Source organism: Nocardioides sp. CCNWLW239 (genome assembly GCF_037137035.1).
Classification (GTDB): domain Bacteria; phylum Actinomycetota; class Actinomycetes; order Propionibacteriales; family Nocardioidaceae; genus Nocardioides.
The window spans coordinates 1126692-1143832 of record NZ_JBBBNW010000002.1 but is presented as its reverse complement, the minus strand read 5'-3'; the positions used below and the strand labels follow the sequence as shown (position 1 = coordinate 1143832).

Below are 17141 nucleotides of genomic sequence, written 5' to 3'. Positions count from 1 at the left end.
TGCCGGGCCAGAGTTGCGGGGTTGGAGTCCCGCCAGCCGCCACGCGCTTCCCTTCACGCGACGGCCAGCGGGAGCCTTCGGGGTGTCACGTCGTGTCCTGGGTGGTGCTCAGTCGAAGAGGACGCGGGCGACGAGGTAGAGCAGGCCGAGGACCATGACGACGCCGAGCGCGGTGCCCATCACGCCACCGCAGCGGCCGAAGCGACCGGGGCGGCCGGGACGAACGGCGCATGCTCGGACGGGTCGAAGTCCTCGGCGTCGATGTACTCCGAGCCCTTGACCTGGACGCTGACAGGGACGAGTCCGAATCCATCCGTGACCCAGCCACGCCAGACCCGGTACTGCGAACGCCCGTAGCCGTCGCTGGGATCGCCGTAGATGTAGCCCTCGACCTCACCCAGCCCGAACACCTCGGCGATCTTCTGGGCGTTGACCCAGTTCTTGGCGTGGACCTGGACTGAGGCGACCTCAACGCTGCGAGCGTGGCCGGTCGGGCCGAAGTCGTAGTCACGGCTCAGGTGCACCGAGAGGACGTTGGCCTCGGGCATCCGAGCCAGCACCGCGTAGGCCGCTTGGGTCAGTTCCTGGGCGTTCATCACGCAGCCGCCTTCGAGGTCGTACCGGCAGCGGGCTTACGAGCGCCGGGGGTCTCCATGCCCGTAGCGGTCAGCGACCACATCAGCTTGGGGCGGTTGCCGGAGTCGTCGATCCACGGGACACCGATCAGGCCGGTGAACTCGACCGGGACGAACGGCAGGCCGGTGTCGTTGGCCGGCGGCACCGGCTGGTGCTTGGCAACGATCTTGACGTTGACCGTCTTGTCGTTCTTGCCCGCCTCCGGGTCGGGGTCGAGGACCGGAACGGTCCAGGTCGGCAGGCCGGTCTCCTTGTCGATCTTCTGCGGACGGGTCCCGTCCGGGAGCGGTGCCTGCTCCCAGTCCTGCACCGGCTCGACCGCGCCCACGATGAACGCGCCTGCCGGGAAGACCTGCTCCTTGGTGAGGTTCATCCTCCGCTGAATCGCCATGCCTTGCATCTCCTTCGGTTTAGGGCCCTAAACAGTCTGGCCCAAGAAAATCCCCCATCTGGTTTAGGGGGCTAAACAAGACGGTACGGGATGCGCAGGATGGAGTCAAGGGGTCTAAACTCGTCGGCGTGCCAGAGTCAGATTCAGACGAGTTCGAAGCCGTACGCCGGGACCCCGATCCGCTGCGGCGTGGTCGTCGTGCAACTGAACTTCTGACCATCTATCAGCAGCGGTCGACTGAGCTGGCGCGCCTGCGCAAGGCTGCGATCGACGAAGCACGCCGAGACCAGGACCTCACCTACACCGAGATCGCTGCTGCCCTGGGGATCACGAAGGGCCGCATCACCCAGATCCGCGGGAGCGCACCGAGCGCCGAGCGCGGGTTCTTCGGAGTCGGCCCGGTCGCCGTGGGCGTGCCCTGGCGCTACCAGACGACCGACCGCGAGCGCCCGCTCATCGCCGCAGAGGACGCGAAGTCCGGCGACCTCACCGACCAGGTGCTGACGGACCTCGGATTCACCGTGACGCGCTTCCAGCTCGGACCCGAGACCGACGAACTGCCCGAAGGCGACGCCGTTGTCATCTGTGGGCCGAAGTCCGCCCCGGCTGCCTCGGCGCTTCTTGCCGCTGACCCTCGCCTGGGGTTCGTCGAAGCCGATGGACGTTGGTCACTCCAGGAGACCGGATCGGGCGTACGCCACGACTCGCCCAGCGACAAGGCCAACCCCGAGAGTGTCGATCTGGGCTACCTCGGCCGACACAGGATCGGCAACAACACCGTGGTCCACATCGCAGGGATTCACACCATGGGATCCCTCGGCGTCGTCGACTACCTCGCCAAACACCTCGGAGACCTCTACGCCCAGACCAAGGACCAAGAGTTCTCTTGTGTCATTCGAGCCGAATACGAAGGGCTCGAGGTGACCGGCAGCAGCCTGGCCGCCGGGCCCTTCCTCTGGTAGCCGGCTATGCACGTCACCCTCGCCCAACACCCCGAACCACCCGCCGGGGATGACCGCGCCTTCATCACATCGAACGCCGTAATCATCCTCGACGGAGCCTCAGCATTCGCAGCGCGGGACGTGCCCGCATCGACGTACGCACAACATCTGGGTTCAACCATCGCCGCACTCGTCGACGGCACCGACGAGGCGCTTACCGTGCTCCTGGCCGAGGCGATCAAGACGACAGCGGCCGCGCTCGAGCTGACACCCGGAGGTCGAGCGCCGTCGAGCACGGTTGCCGTTGTCCGCAGGCGCAAGGACGCCTCGGTTGACGTGCTGGTGTTGGGGGACAGCCAGGTTGTGATTCCCGGAGAGATCATTCGAGACGATCGACTCGGACCGCTCGCGACTGAGCAGCGCACCGCCTACCGGGAGCGCCTCGCCAGTGGGCACGGATACGACGACGAGCATCGGCAGATCCTCGCGGCGCTCCAGGCCGAGCAACTCCGACACAGGAACAAGCCCGGCGGATACTGGATCGCGGAGGCAGACCCGGCCGCCGCGGAGCATTCCCTCACCCGTCATCTGCCGCCCGACGAGGTCCCGTGGTGTGTGCTTGCGACAGACGGCGCGTACAAACCGATGGAGCATCTAGGCCTCGACGACTGGTCCGCCGTCGCAGCCGCGAACACGGATGACCTCGCAGCACTTCTTCGGCGATGCCAGGACTGGGAGTCGACCGACGAGCAAGGGCAGCAACTCCCACGAGCGAAGCGTCACGACGACAAGACGCTGGCGGTCTTGCGATCCGTTGGGTAATGGTGACAAGTCGGCCACCTGCGCCATGGACACACGTCCGGCTCAGGCGGGCGACGCCCGATCAACCGGCGAGCAAGAGTCGATTCAGTTCCGCGACCCTGTGGATGGTGATGCCGTCGACCTGCTCACGAACGAGTGGATGATCGATGCTCGGGTCCAACTGGATCAGGGGAACTGTGCCCGGCGCTCGCGTGTGGACGTTCACGGCCAGGTTGGTGGTCGGTGGGTCGTACGGCATCAACCAGTTGGAGAGCCAGCCGAACATGGGCGGGAGGCCAGCCCGCTCCGGGTCCTCCCAATGCTCGACTGTCATCTTCATATTCGGCGCACTTAGCGAGGCCCAGACCGACCAGGCGAAAACGTCGAGGTCGGCATCGATCACCGGGAGTTGGAGTTCGCCTCGGATGAAGTAGTGCGTGGTCTCTCCGTCAGGGAGTACGCACATGTCCCGATTGATTTCGCCTCGCTCCCGCTGACTATCGGTCGCCGACGCCCAGGCATCCGGCTCGAATGGCCCGAACACCGTGGCTAGACCGCCGTGCTCGTCTCCGCAGGTCGCGCATCGCCAAATGTCGGTGTCGGCCATCTCAGTCACGGCCGAGATCATCCCGCATGCCCGCCGGAACCGCCACACTCCCGCGTTCGCTGTTTGGCCGACGGCTTCGTGAGAACTTTCTCTACTGACTCAAGGCGGCCTCCGGCCGCGAGCGCGGCCTCCGGGGGCGTGCGGCCTGGCGGCCGGTCCCCCTACGTGCCGCGCAAAAGAAGAAGAGCGCCCAGTCCGTAGACCAAGCGCTCACTCTCCAGGCGCAGCAGCTCGAAACTCTCAGCCGCAACCAGCCCTCATGCCGATACCCTGCCGCCCGTGGCAACCGCCGTCGACGAGATCGTCAGCTTCCTCCCCATCGCCTCCCCATCGCCGCCCTCGTCGGTCTCGGCTTCGTCGCCTGGCTCATCTGGCACCTCTGGCACGAGGTCGAGGCCATGGACCGCGCTCGCATGGTGGGGCTCGTTGCCGGCGTCGTCTTCCTCATCCTCTACTTGGGACTCGACACACTCGACAAGTTCGGGATCTCCCTTCCACCACCGCCGTGACCGAGTTCTTTGGCTGACGACGAGGGCGGGGCAGCCGTAGCGGCGTACGCTCTCCAGCCCTCGACAAGTCGATCAGGCGAAGGGTTTCGCACGTCAGGGGCAAGCCCCCGAACCCCCGCCGAGGGGGCCACTCTCGGGAAGACGTTGCGCTTACCCCTGCCAACTCGCCCCGAGCCTGCCCGGGAGCACGAATGAGCATGCCGACTGGAGCGCCGCCCGCCAGGTATGCGAGAGGTAAGTGAAGAGCCCACAACAGCCAATAACAGGCGAGGTCGACCATGTGCGTCTAGCGCTCCCCGGCACCGTTGAAATGAGGTCCAAGCGCCACCGGCACGGACTGATAATGTGGGGGTCGGAGGTTCAAGTCCTCCTAAGCGCACAGCACACGCCCTGGACTCCGGTCCGGGGCGTTTCTGCTGTTCAGCAGCCTGGGAGCGACACGCCAACCGGCCGCGCTGGGCACGGCATGCGAACATCACGGTCATGGTGAAGATCGACCTTCCGTTCGACCTCGACACCTTCCCGCGACGTACCCGTCGGTGGGTCAAGGGCGGGGTGCGGCGCACCGAGAGGTGGGGGCAGCGGCTGGGCGGGCGTGTGGGACCGCTCATTCCCAACACCCTGGCGACCGGTGGTGCCGACGACTGGACCCCCCAGGGACTGGGGCACGACCCGGAGACCAACCTGCTCGCGCAGAGCTACTACTCCCACGACAAGGGCTCAGCGCTGGTGCTGGTCGACCTGAAGAGCGGCAAGACCACCGCCGAGGTGCTGCTGGTGGGCTACCGCGGCAAGGCCGGCCCCGGGCATGCCGGCGGAGTCGCCGTCGATGGCGACGACGTGTGGGTATCCAAGGGTTCCGGGGGCGGCACCGGCCGCCTCTACCGCTACTCGCTCTCGGCCGTGCGTGAGTCGGCGAAAGGGGCGGAGATCGAGCCGATCGAGGCGCCGGTGAAGGTGGCTGCCGGCTCCTACTGCCGGATCCGTGGAGACCGTCTCTACGTCGGCGGCTTCGGTCAGCAGACCCTGTTCGCCTATGCGAAGAGCGAGAACGGTGCGTGGGACTTCTCCGAGCCGGTCCTCTCGACCACGACCCCGCCCAAGGTCCAGGGCATCGTCGTACGCCGCGACGAGTACGTCTTCTCCTCGTCCTTCGGCCGTCATCGCTCGAGCACGATCTCCATCTGTGAACGAAAAGCCGACGGCGGCGTCGGCCCGGTCCAGCGGACGTACAAGTTCCCCAACATGGCCGAGGCGATCGTCGAGGTCTCCGGGGAGCTCATCACCACCTACGAGTCCGGCGCATCGCCCTACAGCCGGCCCTCGGCGTACGGGCTCGGGATCCTGATCGGCCGGATGTGGGCGAGCACCCACATGACCTGCACTCCCATCGAGGCCCTCGGGCTCGCACCGGACCCAGGGGTCGGGTGATTTCGTACGCTTCCCGGGTGGCCGGTACGCTTTCCTGGTCTAACGGGCAGCGATGCTCACCACGACCCGCAGGAGAAGACATGAAGAAGATCGTCCTCGTACTGCTGGCCGCGGCTGGCATCATCCTCGCCAAGAAGAAGCTCGACCAGACCAGCTCCGACAAGAGCAACTGGGCCGAGGCGACCGACAAGGTGAGCTGACCGACGGACACCCGTCCGGGGCGTTGGCGCAATTGGTAGCGCACCTGCTTTGCAAGCAGGGGGTTAGGGGTTCGAGTCCCCTACGCTCCACCACATCTGACCAGGAAAAGCGCGAAAGCGACTGAGCCGCGGCCAGCGCCCAAGGGGCCAGAGCCTGGCAAACTGCCTGACTACGCGTCCTTCGGTGTCTTCCAGCGGTCTCGAGGGGAGAGCAGGCTTTCTGTGACGCTGGAGTCACCTGGCACAGCTTGTGGCGGTAGGACGGCTCAGCCGAGGGAGTCGGCGATCTTCAGGCCTGCCGCACATGCTGGACAGGTCGACGTGCCGAAGAACAAGCGCAGGTCTCGGGCCACCGCTTCTCGCCCATGAACCTGCGCCAAGTCCAGGAGGCGGGCTTCGGGTGATCCTGCCGCTGGCTCGGCGCCCTTGACGTCTCGTTCGCCGTCTTCTGTATTCCAGCTGGTAATCCTTGGCGAGCCGTCATCGAAGCGCAGGAGCAGCTCGGTCCCACACGCTCGACACTCGAGCGGCGCCTCGCCCGCTGCGCAGTAGCTGAGGGTCCGCTGCCAGACACCCAAGTCTTCGAGTGCCGCGAGTGTCTCAAGCCCGTAGATGAACTCGGTGTCGTCCTCAGACATCCCTAGCGATGCCTCTGCAACGGCATGAAGTACGGAGATCTCGGGAGCGTAGGCGTCGCGTACGGCGACGGGATTTGTTGGTCCGTCAACGGAGGCAAGGATCGAGCCAGCCAGTTGTAGGCCCGGGATGAAGCCGCGCACCGGTTGCCGTGAACACATATCGGCCAAGAGCGGAATCGCCGCATAGCTCGCGCTGTAAACGGTGCCTTGGTGGCAGAGGTGACTCCAAGCAGCGTCCCACGCCGGTCCGAACTCCGTGCCGGAAAGCTCAGCAGCCTCCAATATGGCAGGAACCTGCTCGGCTGACCCGTACGCGTCACGAAGCCCCGCCCATTCGGTCATGCGCCGATCGAACCACAGTCCACCACCTACCAGGACGGAACCATCCTCACTTGCGGATCGGTAGATGCAACTTGCGGATCGGTAGACGCATGCGATCCGCGCATTGGCGCCGGCCGGTCGACTGGTCCCTATTCCACGGCGCCAGACCACTCCACGTCACCGTCGGCGGAGACACGTACGTTCCAGGCCACGGGCTCCGTGGTCGCCTCGCGAAGCAGCTCCATCGCGGCTTCACCCATCAGGCGCACCACGGATTCGCTGTCGACGGGCCTGTCGAACTCGAAGTCGATGTCCGACATCGATCCGTCCAGGAATCCGCCCCCGCCGGTGGCCTCGCCCCAACCTGGGTATTGCGCGTCGAGCGCCTCCACAATCGCATCCTCAACGACTCCGCGATCCATGGCACTGAGTCCAGGCTTGATCTTCACCGATACGTCCACAACTTCTCCTTCATCGCCGGAACTGAGTACGCGCCGCGGAGAACATAGACCCGATGGTGCGTCCGTACGTGGCGAATGCACAGACCCGGGATCACGAGCGCTGACGCGGGACTGTCGGTTCACGCGATCCTGAAGCGTGAGCGGTACGCACCGGGGGTGATGCCGAGGGCGCGCTTGAATGCCCGGTTCAGGGTGTCCACGGTGCCGAAGCCGCAGGCTGTGGCGATCCTCCCGATGGTGTCATCGCTGGACTCGAGCCTGTTCTTCGCGATCTCGATCCGCGCGGACTCGAGGTAGGCGGCAGGGGTCGTGCCGAGCTCGGTCTTGAAGATGCGTGTGAGGTGGCGGTCGCTGACGTTGAGCTGTTCGGCGAGGTGGGCGACCGTCAGCGGCTCGGCCGCGTGCTCGGCGATGTAGTGCCTCAGCTCGTCTACCCGGCGGGTCGTCGAGGGGCGCTTCATGGGGACGCTGAACTGGCTCTGGCCGCTGGGCCGCTTCAGGTACATCACCAGCTGCCGGGCCACCCGCAGGGCGCGCTCGTGCCCGAAGTCGTCGGCGACGAGCGCGAGCGTCAGGTCGAGGCAAGCGGTCAGGCCGGCGCCGGTCCACACGTCGCCGTCACGGATGAAGATCGGATCGGCGTCGACGGTGACGGCGGGATGTTCTGCGGCCAGCTGAGCGGCCGTCGACCAGTGGGTGGTGGCCCGCTTCCCGTCGAGCAGCTCGGCTGCTGCGAGGACATGGGCGCCGACGCACACCGAGGCGACGCGGCGGGTGCGTGGAGCGAGCGTACGCACCCATTCCACGACGGCCGGGTCGACCAGGGCGGTGACCCGTCGGTCGTCGCCGACCTCGACGGCGCCGGGGACGATGAGGGTGTCGATCGCCCGGTGCGCGACCTCGGCGAACGTCGTGTCGGGCAGGATCCGCACTCCGGCCGAGGTCGTCACCGGGTCCATCGTCTCCGCCGCGAGGACGACCTGGTAGCCCGTGGGCTCGACCGTGTCCCGTTGGAGCAGGGAGAAGACCTCCGGTGGGCCGGTGACGTCGAGCAGGTCGACCTGGTCGAACAACGCGATGACGACGAACCGCTCGATGACGATGATCGCTCCTTGGGATCGGATGTCGGTATCTGCAGGTTATCCGGCATTGCCGACATCCGGCGACCTCCCTAGCGTGGAGAGCGCCCGCCGATCGGCGGGCGTCGAGATTCGAGAGGACCTATTCATGGCACGTACGACCCTGCGCCAGCTCAACGGCTTCGACGACACCCCGGCGAGACTCAGCGATGCCACGGTGGTGCTGGTCGACTACCAGAACACCTACACCCAGGGCGTGATGGAGCTCGACGGCTGGCAGCCCGCGCTGGATGCCGCGGCTGATCTGCTGACTCGCGCACGAGAAGCGGGTGCGACCGTCGTCCACGTCATCAACGACGGTGGCCCGGGGACGCCCTACGACATCCGCGCCGAGATCGGGCAGATCCATCCGAAGGTCGCTCCTGCCGATGGTGAGTCCGTCGTCGTCAAGGGAGTCCCGAACGCCTTCGTCGGCACCGAGCTCGGGGAGCTGGTGGAGAAGGCGGGCAACGACGATGTCGTGGTCGCCGGATTCATGACGAACATGTGCGTCCAGTTCACCGTGGAGGGAGCGTTCCTGGCGGGCAGGAAGCCGACCGTGGTGGCCGACGCCTGTGCGACCCGGCCGCTGGAGACGGCTGTCTCGGCGGTGTCCGCCGAGCAGCTGCATCACAGCGCGCTGGCCACCATCGGCGATCTCTACGGTGTCGTCGTCAGGACCGCCGGCGACCTGTCGTAGGGCGCCGGTCTCAGGACGAGAGGAGGGCGGCGTACGTCGGTCGTAGCTCGTCCGTCCGAGCCTTGACCCGCTGGACGACGAGGGCCGCGGACTCCTCGGTCGGGGTGGTCGCGCCGTCGTCGAGCAGGTCGGCGAGCTGGTCCAGACAGACGTGCCAGCCGACGGCGGTGTCGGTGTTGCCGGTGGGCCCGCCGAGCCAGGTGGTGAAGGTGAGGCGGGTGCCGTCCTCGGTGGGCTCGAGGTCGAAGCGGAGCAGGTCGGTCAGCTCCTCGCGGCCGTCCATGCCCCAGGTGAACTCGAAGGTCCGGGGCGGGTCCCACACCCGCAGCTCCCCCTCCGAGACGTAGTCGCCCGGGTCGACGCCCATGTCCTCGATCGCCTCGGTGGTGCTCGCCAGCTCCAGACCCTCCGGCCAGAACGGGAGGCTCAGGCGCGCACCGACGGTGCGCTCGCCGACGATGTCGGTCGGGAACCAGTGCCGTAGGCCGTCCGGCTCGGTCAGCGCCCGCCAGACCTTCTCCGGTGAGTGGCGCAGCAGGCGTACGTAGCGAAGGCCGGCGCGCTCGCCGTCGCGGAGCACCTCGCCCAACGGTCCGGTGGTCGTCTCGGTCATCTCTCAGTCCTCCTCGTGGTCGTGGTCATCGAGCTGGTCCAGGTGGCGCTCGAGCGCGTCCAGACGGTCGGCCCACATCCGGCGGTACGGAGCCAGCCACTCCTCCAGCTCGCGGAGCCGCTCGGCGCGCAGCCGATAGTGACGACGCGGTCCGTCGATGCGTACGTGAACCAGATCCGCCTCGCCCAGTGTCCGCAGGTGCTTGGACACGTTCGGCTGGGCGAGCCCGAGGGTCTCGACGAGCTCGCCCACCGCCATCTCGCGCTGGCAGAGCAGGTCGAGGATCTGCCGACGGGTCGGGTCGGCGATGGCGCTGAAGACGTCTCGGGTGGGCACGCCTTCAATATGCCTTATTCGGAATATGCCTGTCAAGGCATGTTACAAGAACAGATCGTTGACCACGAGGCCGACAGTCGCGACGGCGGACAGGGCTGCGAGCACCCACAGGACAGTTGCCCCGTGTCCGGACAGCGGAGCGCGACGGGGCGGCCGCGCGGGGGGATCGGGAGGTGAGATCCGGCGTTCCTGCTCGTCGCCCATCCAGTCGATGTCGTTCGGGTCTTCGAGGTCATCGCCCGGGCCCTGGGCGATCGCAGGTGTCCCGGTCGCTCGGGCGTTCTTCCGTCCGGTCAGAGCGAGCAGCTGCTCGGAGTCGGCTGCGAGTGCCGCGTCGAGGTGGGCGCGCGCCGGATGACCGTCGGGGAGATCCTTCAGGACCTGGGTGTATCGCTCGATCCGGCTGAGGAGCCGGGCTCGGCGGCTGCCGTTCTTGAACATCCAGGCCAGGCAGGCGAGCGCCACCGCGAACAGGCCCGAGATGATCGCTGCACCCATGGCTCGGAGCGTAGTGGCCCCGGCGGGTTACCGCCATCAGACCGCGATCGCGATCAGTGCCACCGCAGGCAGGACGGAGGACGCCACGGTGCCCTTGATGCTGCCACCGCGTGGCAACCAGTAGCCGAGCAGGTCGGCCACGCCCATGAACAGCGAGGCGAGCAGCATGTAGACGCAGGTCACGACGACGACGGTGACGCCCGTGGTCTGGTCGCCGAAGTTCACGATCCAGAGGCCGATGAGCGTGCCCACGCCGGCGAGCGCGTTGCGGGCTCCGATGCAGAACGACCACAGGTGGACGTTGCGGATGCCGTGCGACTCGATCCCGAGGAACCGCTGGACCTCGGGGCGGTGGATGAGGAATGCCTCGAAAGGGAAGACGGCGATGAGGATCAGGGCGGAGATGGCGGCGCTGAGCTGTGCGACTGCGTTCATGGTGACCTGCTCGGAACGGGCCTCGGTGAGCGAGGTGGTGGCGATCGTGGAAGCAACGCGCGTCCGGCAGAGCCCCGTGAACAGACGGCCGTCTGGACACCGGAGAGCGGTATGATAGTCAGTATTACTGACTATATTGGCCAGGGTGCCGCCTGCTGTCAAGGAGATCGATGGACGTAGCGACGTTGATGCTCATCGCCTACCGGGCGATGGACGAACGGGTCATCTCGGCCATGCGAGAGGCCGGGTACGACGTGACCGTCGCGCAGGCCAGGATCGCCCAGCGGATCGGTGAGAGCGGCTCGCGCCTGGTCGACTTGGCGGAGCAGGCGCAGGTCACCAAGCAGACTGCCAGCGTGCTGGTCGCGGCGTTGGAGCAGAAGGGGCTCGTCGAGCGGGTTCCGGATCCGGTCGACGGTCGGGCGCGGCTGATCAGGTTCACCGAGCGCGGCGAGGCGGCCGCCGCACATGCCCGCGAGGTGGTGATGGGGGTCGAGCAGGAGTGGAACGAGCATCTCGGCCCCCGCCTCGCGGCAGACCTGCGGGAGGCGCTCACCTCGCTGCGCGAGCTCGTCGACCCCTACCGGTGAACCGCTTGCGACCGCCTGATCAGTGGGTAACTGAGGGGCCGCAACGGAGATACATTCGCTAAACAGGTTCAGGCCGATTGCGCAAGGGGCCTAATACCTATCGTCTCGATATTTGGACCTATCACTCGTTTGAATTCCGTACGGCGGAACAAAGTGGCTCTGAAAGCAACGAAATCCTTTGGCGGGTGCCAGAAAAAGCTCTGACGAAACCCTCCACTGCAAAGTCCGAAAGGTCAATGTTGTGGGCGCAAAGTCCGTAGTCACCCGGGTCGAGATGACCCCCGCAGAATCCCAGGCCGCAGCCGAGCTGGCGGAGTCCTTGCTCGTCAGGTTCGGGAATCCGGTCTCCTCGGAGTTCCTCGAGACCGCGCCGTTCCTCGGCGGCGAGCTTCCCGACGGTGTCGCCCAGGCGATCCGCGCATTCCGCTACGGCGATGCGACCGACGCCCTCGTGATCAGTGGCCTCCCGGTGGTCGCCGGACCGACCCCGCCGCACTGGAACCACCCCGACGCCCAGGCGCCGCACATGGCCGACTTCTGGCTGGCGCTGATCATGGCGCAGCTCGGTGACGCCGTCTCGTGGTCCTCGCTGCAGGGCGGTCAGCTGGTCAACAACATCCTGCCGATCCAGAAGCAGGAGAGCCTGCAGACCGGGCACAGCAGCGATGTCGTGCTCGACCTCCACATCGAGGACGCCTTCAGCAACCTCCGCTGCGACCACCTCGGACTGATCGCGCTGCGCAACGAGGACCTGATTCCGACCACCGCTGTCGGCATCAGCTCGATCGATGTGACCGGCCCTGAATACGCTCCGCTGTTCGAGCCGCGCTATGTGATCCGCCCCGACGACGAGCACCTGCGCAACCTCCGCGAGGCCGGTGTCAGCGAGGGCGAGCTGCTCGCCGCGCCGACTGCGGTTCTCTCGGGCTCCCCGCAGGCTCCCGACGTCCGGCTCGACCCGCCCTACATGTCCGCGCTGCCGGGTGATGTCGAGGCGGACCAGGCGCTGCAGCTGCTCATCATGGAGCTCTCTGCGAACGTCGAGGACGTCGCGCTGGCACCCGGCGAGATCCTCATCGTCGACAATCACCGTGCTCTGCACGGCCGCAAGCCGTTCACGGCTCGCTACGACGGCACCGACCGTTGGCTGCGCCGGCTCACGACCGTCAAGGACCTGCGCCGCAGCCGGGTCGCGCGGTCCGAGGCCTCCTCGCGGATCATCGACCCGGTGCTCGAGCCTCTCCCCGCATCCCTTGAGCTGACAGGCGCTGGTCGCTGACGCTCGGGATCCCGGAGGCCGCAGGCATCGAGCCTGCGGCCTCCTTCCGTCTGGTGCAACGTCGGCCGACGGAGCTGACGTCTCGGCCGACGGGGCTGACGTCTCGGCGAGAGATGTGCCGCCGTACGTGGCAGTGATCGGGGATACTCGTGCGGGTGAACGTGAGGCGATGGGGCATCGGGGTGCTGGCCGGCGGCCTGGCGCTTGCGCTGGTCGGCTGCGGGGACGACAGCGAGCCGAAGAAGCCGGAGGCGGCGGCGAGCGAGGACTCCTACCCCGTGTACGCCGCGACGATGGACCCCGCCGAGGCGGCGATGACGCTCGTGCCGGCGGGCGCGAAGACGCTGGCCGTGACCGACTACGACGAGGTGAAGTCGCTCTTCGGGCTCGATGCCGTCACCAGCAGGTCCAGCGCTGCAGAGCAGCAGGAGCTGTGGCGCCGGGCCGACAAGGAGGCGGCCCAGGTCAGCGGTGGCCTGCTGCGCGGGGTCGACCAGCGACTGCGTGAGGCCTACAAATGGGGTGCGGCCGACGTGGTCTGGGAGGCGAGGTTCACCGGCGGCGAGAAGGACGGGTTCGTCATCAAGGTCGCCGACCGGGTCGACCCGGGACGGGCGATCAAGGACGGGGTCGGCCCGCTGAAGGGCGCGAAGTTCGACCCGAAGACCCACCTGATCACCAAGAACGCCGCGACGCCGGATACCGAGAACTGGGCGGCTCAGGAGGCGATGGTCGCCGTTGCCGGCGGACCCGCGACCTCGACGTACATCGTCAAGGGCTGCGCCGAGGGTGGGCCGAAGGAGAAGACCCGGCTGGCGCCGGTCGAGGCCTATTCGGTCGAGTTCGGCGGAGGGCTGGCCACCGTGCGCCTCGGCGAGGACCGTGATGACCTGTTCGTCCGGCTGAAGCTGGGTGATCAAGCCGCGGCCTACACCAAGGTCTTCACCAACGGTGTCGCCGACCCGTCCTCGGGGCGGATCGGGTTCCGGGTGACGAGCCCGGTGACGGCTGCCACCCTGGTCACCAGCGATCCTGTCCCATTCGCGGTCTGCGACTAAGGGCGAGCCCCTCAATCCGGATGCGCCGGCCGAGCGCCGTCCATCACGCACCCTGGCGGCGTTGTCGTCGGTCGACGGCCAACACCGGGCCGCCTCCCTCCTCCGCCTTGCCAGGCTGCGCACTGGACGACGCTCGACTCGACGCCGGATTGAGGGCCTCGCCCTAGCCCCGTACTCTGGGAGAGCTATGGCCGCCCAGACCCGCCCCCCGCGCAGCATCTTCTCCCCCCGGATGTGGGGTGCGCACGCGCTGGTGGTGATCTTCGTGACTGGCGCGGTGCTGCTCGGCGTGTGGCAGTACGAGTCCAGCCAGCAGGACAAGCAGGACCAGGTCGCCGAGCTGGTGCACGCCAAGCCGAAGCCCTTCACCGACATGATGGGGCCCAACGACGGCTTCCCGTGGGAGCAGATCGGTAGGCCCGTGACCGTCTCCGGGATCTGGCTGCCTGAGGAGACGATCTTCATCGACGGGATGGAGCGCGGCTCTCAGGTGGGTTTCTGGGCCGTCACCCCGGTCCTCGTCGAAGACACCGAGTCGGCCGTCTACGTCGTCCGCGGCTGGACGCCGGAGGTCGGCACCGCGCCGCCCGCCCCGCGCGGTCACGTCACCGTCACAGGGTGGTTGCAGCCCAGCGACTGGACCGACGTCGCCGACGACCGCAAGTCCGACAACGTCTTCCCGCAGCTCGACGTCTCCGACCTGATCTCGCGCACCAGCTATGACCTCTACAGCGCCTACGTGGTGCGCTCACCGGTCGAGGACAACTGGCCCGCCAGCTCGATGCCGGTCAACGACGGCGCCACCGATGTCGCGGACGTACCTGCCCCGCAGCTGCCCGAGCCGGAGGCCACGACCGGGCTGCGCAACCTCCTCTACGCGATCGAGTGGTGGCTCTTCGGGGTGTTCGCGATCTACGTGTGGTGGCGCTACGTGCGCGACACCTTGCGGGGACCCGAGGACGGCGACGACGAGAACGACGACGAGAACGACGACGCGACACCGACCCCTGAGAACGCCCCTCAGGAAAGCCGCGTACCCTCCGAGGCGTGAGTCTTTCCGGCAACCTGCTCGCCTATCGGATCATGGCCACCATCGTGGGTGTGCTGCTCGTGGTGCTGTGCCTCATCGGCCTTCCGCTCCACTACGGCTACCTGGTCAGCGACGCAGCGTGGCTGGCCAAGGACAGCGGTGCCGGCTGGCAGCTGGGTTCGGACATCTCGGAGTACCTCGGCGTCGCCCACGGCTGGCTCTACATGATCTTCCTGCTCACGGCGTTCCTGCTGTCGCGCAAGGCGGCCTGGCCGATGCCCTTCACCATCATCACGGCGCTGTGCGGCACCGTCCCGGTGCTCAGCTTCTGGGCCGAGCACCGCGCCACCAAGCTGACACGGGTTGCCATGGAGGCAGCAGCCGCCTGATCCCCAGACGTCATGTGGGAGGATCGAGGAGCTACATCCCGTACCAATCCCAATGTCGGAAGGGCAGGTCATGGCTGACCAGAAGGCCATCCTCCACACCAACCACGGTGACATCACGATCACCTTGTTCCCCAACCACGCTCCGGAGACGGTCGACAACTTCGTCGGCCTCGCCAAGGGGACCAAGGAGTACACGGACGACGCCGGCCGCTCCGGCGTTCCCTACTACGACGGTCTCGGCTTCCACCGCGTCATCGACGGGTTCATGATCCAGGGCGGTTGTCCCCTGGGGACCGGTACGGGTGGCCCGGGCTACACCTTCAAGGACGAGCCGCACCCCGAGCTCACCTTCGACAAGCCCTACCTGCTCGCGATGGCCAACGCCGGCCCCGGCACCAACGGCTCGCAGTTCTTCATCACCACCGGCCAGGCGCCGTGGCTGAACTTCAAGCACACCATCTTCGGCGAGGTCGCCGACGAGGCGTCCAAGAAGGCCGTCGACTCGATCTCCGGCACCAAGACCGGCGCGATGGACCGCCCGGTCGAGCCGGTCGTCATCGAGACGGTCGAGATCGTCGAGGGCTGATTGTCCGAGACGACCCCGGTCGGGGTGCCGGTCTGCTACCGCCACCCCGACCGTGAGACGCATATCCGCTGTCAGCGCTGCAGCCGCCCGATCTGCCCTGACTGCATGACGGGTGCCTCGGTCGGCTTCCAGTGCCCCGAGTGCGTACGTGAAGGCCAGAAGTCCGTACGCCAGCCCAAGCGCTTCACCGGCGCGCGGGTGAGCTTCCGGGCGCTCCCGGTGACCTTCTCGCTCATCGGCGTCAACGTGCTGGTGTGGCTGAGCATCGTGCTCACCGGTGGGTCCGCGTCGAGGATCGCCGACTTCTTCGCGCTCCGGCTCCAGGGCTACTGCCTCACGCCGGACGGCGGGTTCGCGGTGCCTGCCGAGGTCTGCCGCGCGAGCGGCTACCAGTGGATGCCGGGCGTCGACGACGGCGCCTTCTGGCAGCTGGTGACCTCGATGTTCACCCACGTCTCGATCATCCACCTGGCCGTGAACATGCTGTCGCTCTACATGCTCGGCTCGTTCCTCGAGCCGATCGTGGGTCGGCTGCGGTTCCTGGTCTTCTACCTGATCTCCGGCCTGGCAGGCTCTGCCCTGATCGTCTGGGCGGCGACGCCGGCCGGCTCGACCGTCGGCGCCTCCGGGGCGATCTTCGGCCTCCTGGGGGTCCTGGTCGTGCTCTTCGTACGCGCCGGCCAGTCGCTCGCCCCGCTGCTGCCCGTGCTGCTGATCAACGCCGGCATCACCTTCTTCGGCAACGGCATCTCCTGGCAGGGGCACGTCGGTGGCTTCGTCGGCGGTCTCGTGGTCGCGGGCATCTTCACCCAGTTCCGAGCCGACCGGAAGGCGCCGTTGCAGTGGGCGGCACTAGGTGGCTTCACCGTGGTGCTGCTTGCCCTGGTCGGCGTACGAGTGATGGTGTTCTGACGCCTTCGGGCCTGGTGTTTTCACGGCGTTTTCACGGCGTGGACAAATCCACAGGTGTGGAAGACCCTGTGGAGAACTACACCGGTGTAACGCAAAGCGGCGCAACCTCACGGGTTGCGCCGCTTTCGTGGTCTCGACAGGCTTGACCACCGAGGGATCGCGGGTGTCACTCCCACTTCGTGGCGAAGGTGAAGCCCACCGCCATGAAGCCGATGCCGACCAGGAGATTCTTCTGACCCAGGTCGTTGAAGACCCAGATCTTGTCCAGGTGGTCGTTGGCGAAGACGTAGAAGACACAGATCCAGACCAGGCCGATCAGGAAGCATCCGAGCATGCCGACCACGACGCCGCGGCCGCGGCCCAGCGGGGTGCTCGGGTGGGCGGAGACGGCCAGGCCCACGAAGAGCAGGACGAAGCCGATCAGGTAGTTCCAGTCCTCGAGCTTCTGCATGAACTTCGGACCGGTGAAGTCGCCGCCGACCTCGTTCGGTCGCACGCCGGCGTAGTAGTAGGCGATCCAGCCGATACCGAGGGCGATCAGCAACAGCGCGACCCCGAAGCGCGGAGTGACGATCGGTTCCTTGGGCAGGTCGAGATCACTCTTCTTCGAGAGCTTGAGCTTGGCCACGGGTGATGCTCCTCAGACAAAATGTGATTGCTG

The 17141-nt window shown here is 67.0% G+C and carries 23 protein-coding genes and 1 tRNA gene; 13 read left to right on the top strand and 11 right to left on the bottom strand.

What is annotated here, in order from left to right:
- Positions 1-179 precede the first annotated feature (179 nt).
- Both WBG06_RS11255 and WBG06_RS11250 read right to left on the bottom strand, forming a co-directional pair.
- Positions 180-596, bottom strand: a complete 417-nt coding sequence (locus tag WBG06_RS11255; RefSeq protein WP_336736759.1) for a hypothetical protein — start codon at positions 594-596, stop codon at positions 180-182.
- Complete coding sequence (locus WBG06_RS11250) at positions 596-1027, bottom strand: plasmid replication, integration and excision activator (RefSeq protein ID WP_336736758.1); 432 nt, start codon at positions 1025-1027, stop codon at positions 596-598. Before WBG06_RS11250 ends, WBG06_RS11255 begins: the two co-directional genes overlap by 1 nt.
- Before the next feature lie 128 nt (positions 1028-1155).
- On the opposite strand from WBG06_RS11250, the gene WBG06_RS11245 reads away from it, so the two are divergent.
- Positions 1156-1989: a hypothetical protein gene (locus WBG06_RS11245; protein WP_336736756.1), complete on the top strand. Its 834-nt coding sequence runs from the start codon at positions 1156-1158 to the stop codon at positions 1987-1989.
- A gap of 6 nt (positions 1990-1995) precedes the next feature.
- Entirely contained in the window at positions 1996-2790 is a 795-nt protein-coding gene (locus WBG06_RS11240) for a hypothetical protein (RefSeq protein WP_336736755.1), read from the top strand.
- Between the two features lie 61 nt (positions 2791-2851).
- On the opposite strand, the gene WBG06_RS11235 is transcribed toward WBG06_RS11240, so the two are convergent.
- Entirely contained in the window at positions 2852-3376 is a 525-nt protein-coding gene (locus tag WBG06_RS11235) for a DUF2199 domain-containing protein (protein ID WP_336736940.1), read from the bottom strand.
- Positions 3377-4368: 992 nt separating this feature from the next.
- Here WBG06_RS11235 and WBG06_RS11230 point away from each other — a divergent pair.
- The 3 genes from WBG06_RS11230 (at position 4369) to WBG06_RS11220 (ending at position 5609) form a co-directional block, all read left to right on the top strand.
- Entirely contained in the window at positions 4369-5316 is a 948-nt protein-coding gene (locus tag WBG06_RS11230) for a hypothetical protein (RefSeq protein WP_336736753.1), read from the top strand.
- 80 nt (positions 5317-5396) lie between these two features.
- Positions 5397-5516, top strand: a complete 120-nt coding sequence (locus tag WBG06_RS11225) for a DLW-39 family protein (RefSeq protein WP_336736752.1) — start codon at positions 5397-5399, stop codon at positions 5514-5516.
- Positions 5517-5533: 17 nt separating this feature from the next.
- Positions 5534-5609: transfer RNA gene (locus WBG06_RS11220), tRNA-Ala, on the top strand.
- 173 nt (positions 5610-5782) lie between these two features.
- Here WBG06_RS11220 and WBG06_RS11215 read toward each other — a convergent pair.
- From WBG06_RS11215 to WBG06_RS11205, 3 genes are all read right to left on the bottom strand, one after another.
- Positions 5783-6496 (bottom strand): hypothetical protein, encoded by a 714-nt coding sequence (locus tag WBG06_RS11215; protein ID WP_336736750.1) that lies wholly within the window; start codon positions 6494-6496, stop codon positions 5783-5785.
- A gap of 128 nt (positions 6497-6624) precedes the next feature.
- A complete protein-coding gene (locus tag WBG06_RS11210; protein ID WP_336736748.1) occupies positions 6625-6936 on the bottom strand; it encodes a hypothetical protein in 312 nt (103 codons plus the stop codon).
- A 119-nt stretch (positions 6937-7055) separates the two neighbouring features.
- Complete coding sequence (locus WBG06_RS11205; RefSeq protein WP_336736747.1) at positions 7056-8009, bottom strand: GlxA family transcriptional regulator; 954 nt, start codon at positions 8007-8009, stop codon at positions 7056-7058.
- A gap of 154 nt (positions 8010-8163) precedes the next feature.
- Between WBG06_RS11205 and WBG06_RS11200 the strand changes: the two genes are divergently transcribed.
- Positions 8164-8754 (top strand): cysteine hydrolase family protein, encoded by a 591-nt coding sequence (locus WBG06_RS11200; RefSeq protein WP_336736745.1) that lies wholly within the window; start codon positions 8164-8166, stop codon positions 8752-8754.
- A 10-nt stretch (positions 8755-8764) separates the two neighbouring features.
- Here WBG06_RS11200 and WBG06_RS11195 read toward each other — a convergent pair whose 3' ends face one another.
- Genes WBG06_RS11195 through WBG06_RS11180 form a run of 4 tightly spaced genes read right to left on the bottom strand, consistent with a single transcriptional unit; the run spans position 8765 to position 10636 of the window.
- Positions 8765-9367, bottom strand: a complete 603-nt coding sequence (locus tag WBG06_RS11195) for an SRPBCC domain-containing protein (RefSeq protein WP_336736743.1) — start codon at positions 9365-9367, stop codon at positions 8765-8767.
- A 3-nt stretch (positions 9368-9370) separates the two neighbouring features.
- Entirely contained in the window at positions 9371-9703 is a 333-nt protein-coding gene (locus tag WBG06_RS11190; protein WP_336736742.1) for an ArsR/SmtB family transcription factor, read from the bottom strand.
- Positions 9704-9745: 42 nt separating this feature from the next.
- Entirely contained in the window at positions 9746-10201 is a 456-nt protein-coding gene (locus tag WBG06_RS11185) for a hypothetical protein (RefSeq protein ID WP_336736740.1), read from the bottom strand.
- A gap of 36 nt (positions 10202-10237) precedes the next feature.
- Positions 10238-10636, bottom strand: a complete 399-nt coding sequence (locus WBG06_RS11180) for a DUF1304 family protein (RefSeq protein ID WP_336736739.1) — start codon at positions 10634-10636, stop codon at positions 10238-10240.
- A 170-nt stretch (positions 10637-10806) separates the two neighbouring features.
- Here WBG06_RS11180 and WBG06_RS11175 point away from each other — a divergent pair, with 170 nt between their 5' ends.
- The 7 genes from WBG06_RS11175 to WBG06_RS11145 all read left to right on the top strand — a co-directional run bounded on the left by WBG06_RS11175 (position 10807) and on the right by WBG06_RS11145 (position 16480).
- Positions 10807-11226, top strand: a complete 420-nt coding sequence (locus WBG06_RS11175) for a MarR family winged helix-turn-helix transcriptional regulator (RefSeq protein WP_336736737.1) — start codon at positions 10807-10809, stop codon at positions 11224-11226.
- Positions 11227-11500: 274 nt separating this feature from the next.
- The gene (locus WBG06_RS11170; RefSeq protein ID WP_336736736.1) at positions 11501-12505 is read left to right on the top strand and encodes a TauD/TfdA family dioxygenase; all 1005 of its coding nucleotides are present in this window, start codon (positions 11501-11503) and stop codon (positions 12503-12505) included.
- A gap of 155 nt (positions 12506-12660) precedes the next feature.
- Positions 12661-13563 (top strand): hypothetical protein, encoded by a 903-nt coding sequence (locus tag WBG06_RS11165; RefSeq protein ID WP_336736734.1) that lies wholly within the window; start codon positions 12661-12663, stop codon positions 13561-13563.
- 187 nt (positions 13564-13750) lie between these two features.
- Positions 13751-14614 (top strand): SURF1 family protein, encoded by an 864-nt coding sequence (locus WBG06_RS11160; protein ID WP_336736733.1) that lies wholly within the window; start codon positions 13751-13753, stop codon positions 14612-14614.
- The gene (locus WBG06_RS11155) at positions 14611-14982 is read left to right on the top strand and encodes a DUF3817 domain-containing protein (protein WP_336736731.1); all 372 of its coding nucleotides are present in this window, start codon (positions 14611-14613) and stop codon (positions 14980-14982) included. Before WBG06_RS11160 ends, WBG06_RS11155 begins: the two co-directional genes overlap by 4 nt.
- Positions 14983-15052: 70 nt before the next feature.
- Positions 15053-15568, top strand: a complete 516-nt coding sequence (locus WBG06_RS11150; RefSeq protein WP_336736729.1) for a peptidylprolyl isomerase — start codon at positions 15053-15055, stop codon at positions 15566-15568.
- A 24-nt stretch (positions 15569-15592) separates the two neighbouring features.
- A complete protein-coding gene (locus WBG06_RS11145) occupies positions 15593-16480 on the top strand; it encodes a rhomboid family intramembrane serine protease (RefSeq protein ID WP_442945456.1) in 888 nt (295 codons plus the stop codon).
- Between the two features lie 166 nt (positions 16481-16646).
- On the opposite strand, the gene WBG06_RS11140 is transcribed toward WBG06_RS11145, so the two are convergent.
- Entirely contained in the window at positions 16647-17108 is a 462-nt protein-coding gene (locus WBG06_RS11140; protein ID WP_336736726.1) for a cell division protein CrgA, read from the bottom strand.
- Positions 17109-17141 lie beyond the last annotated feature (33 nt).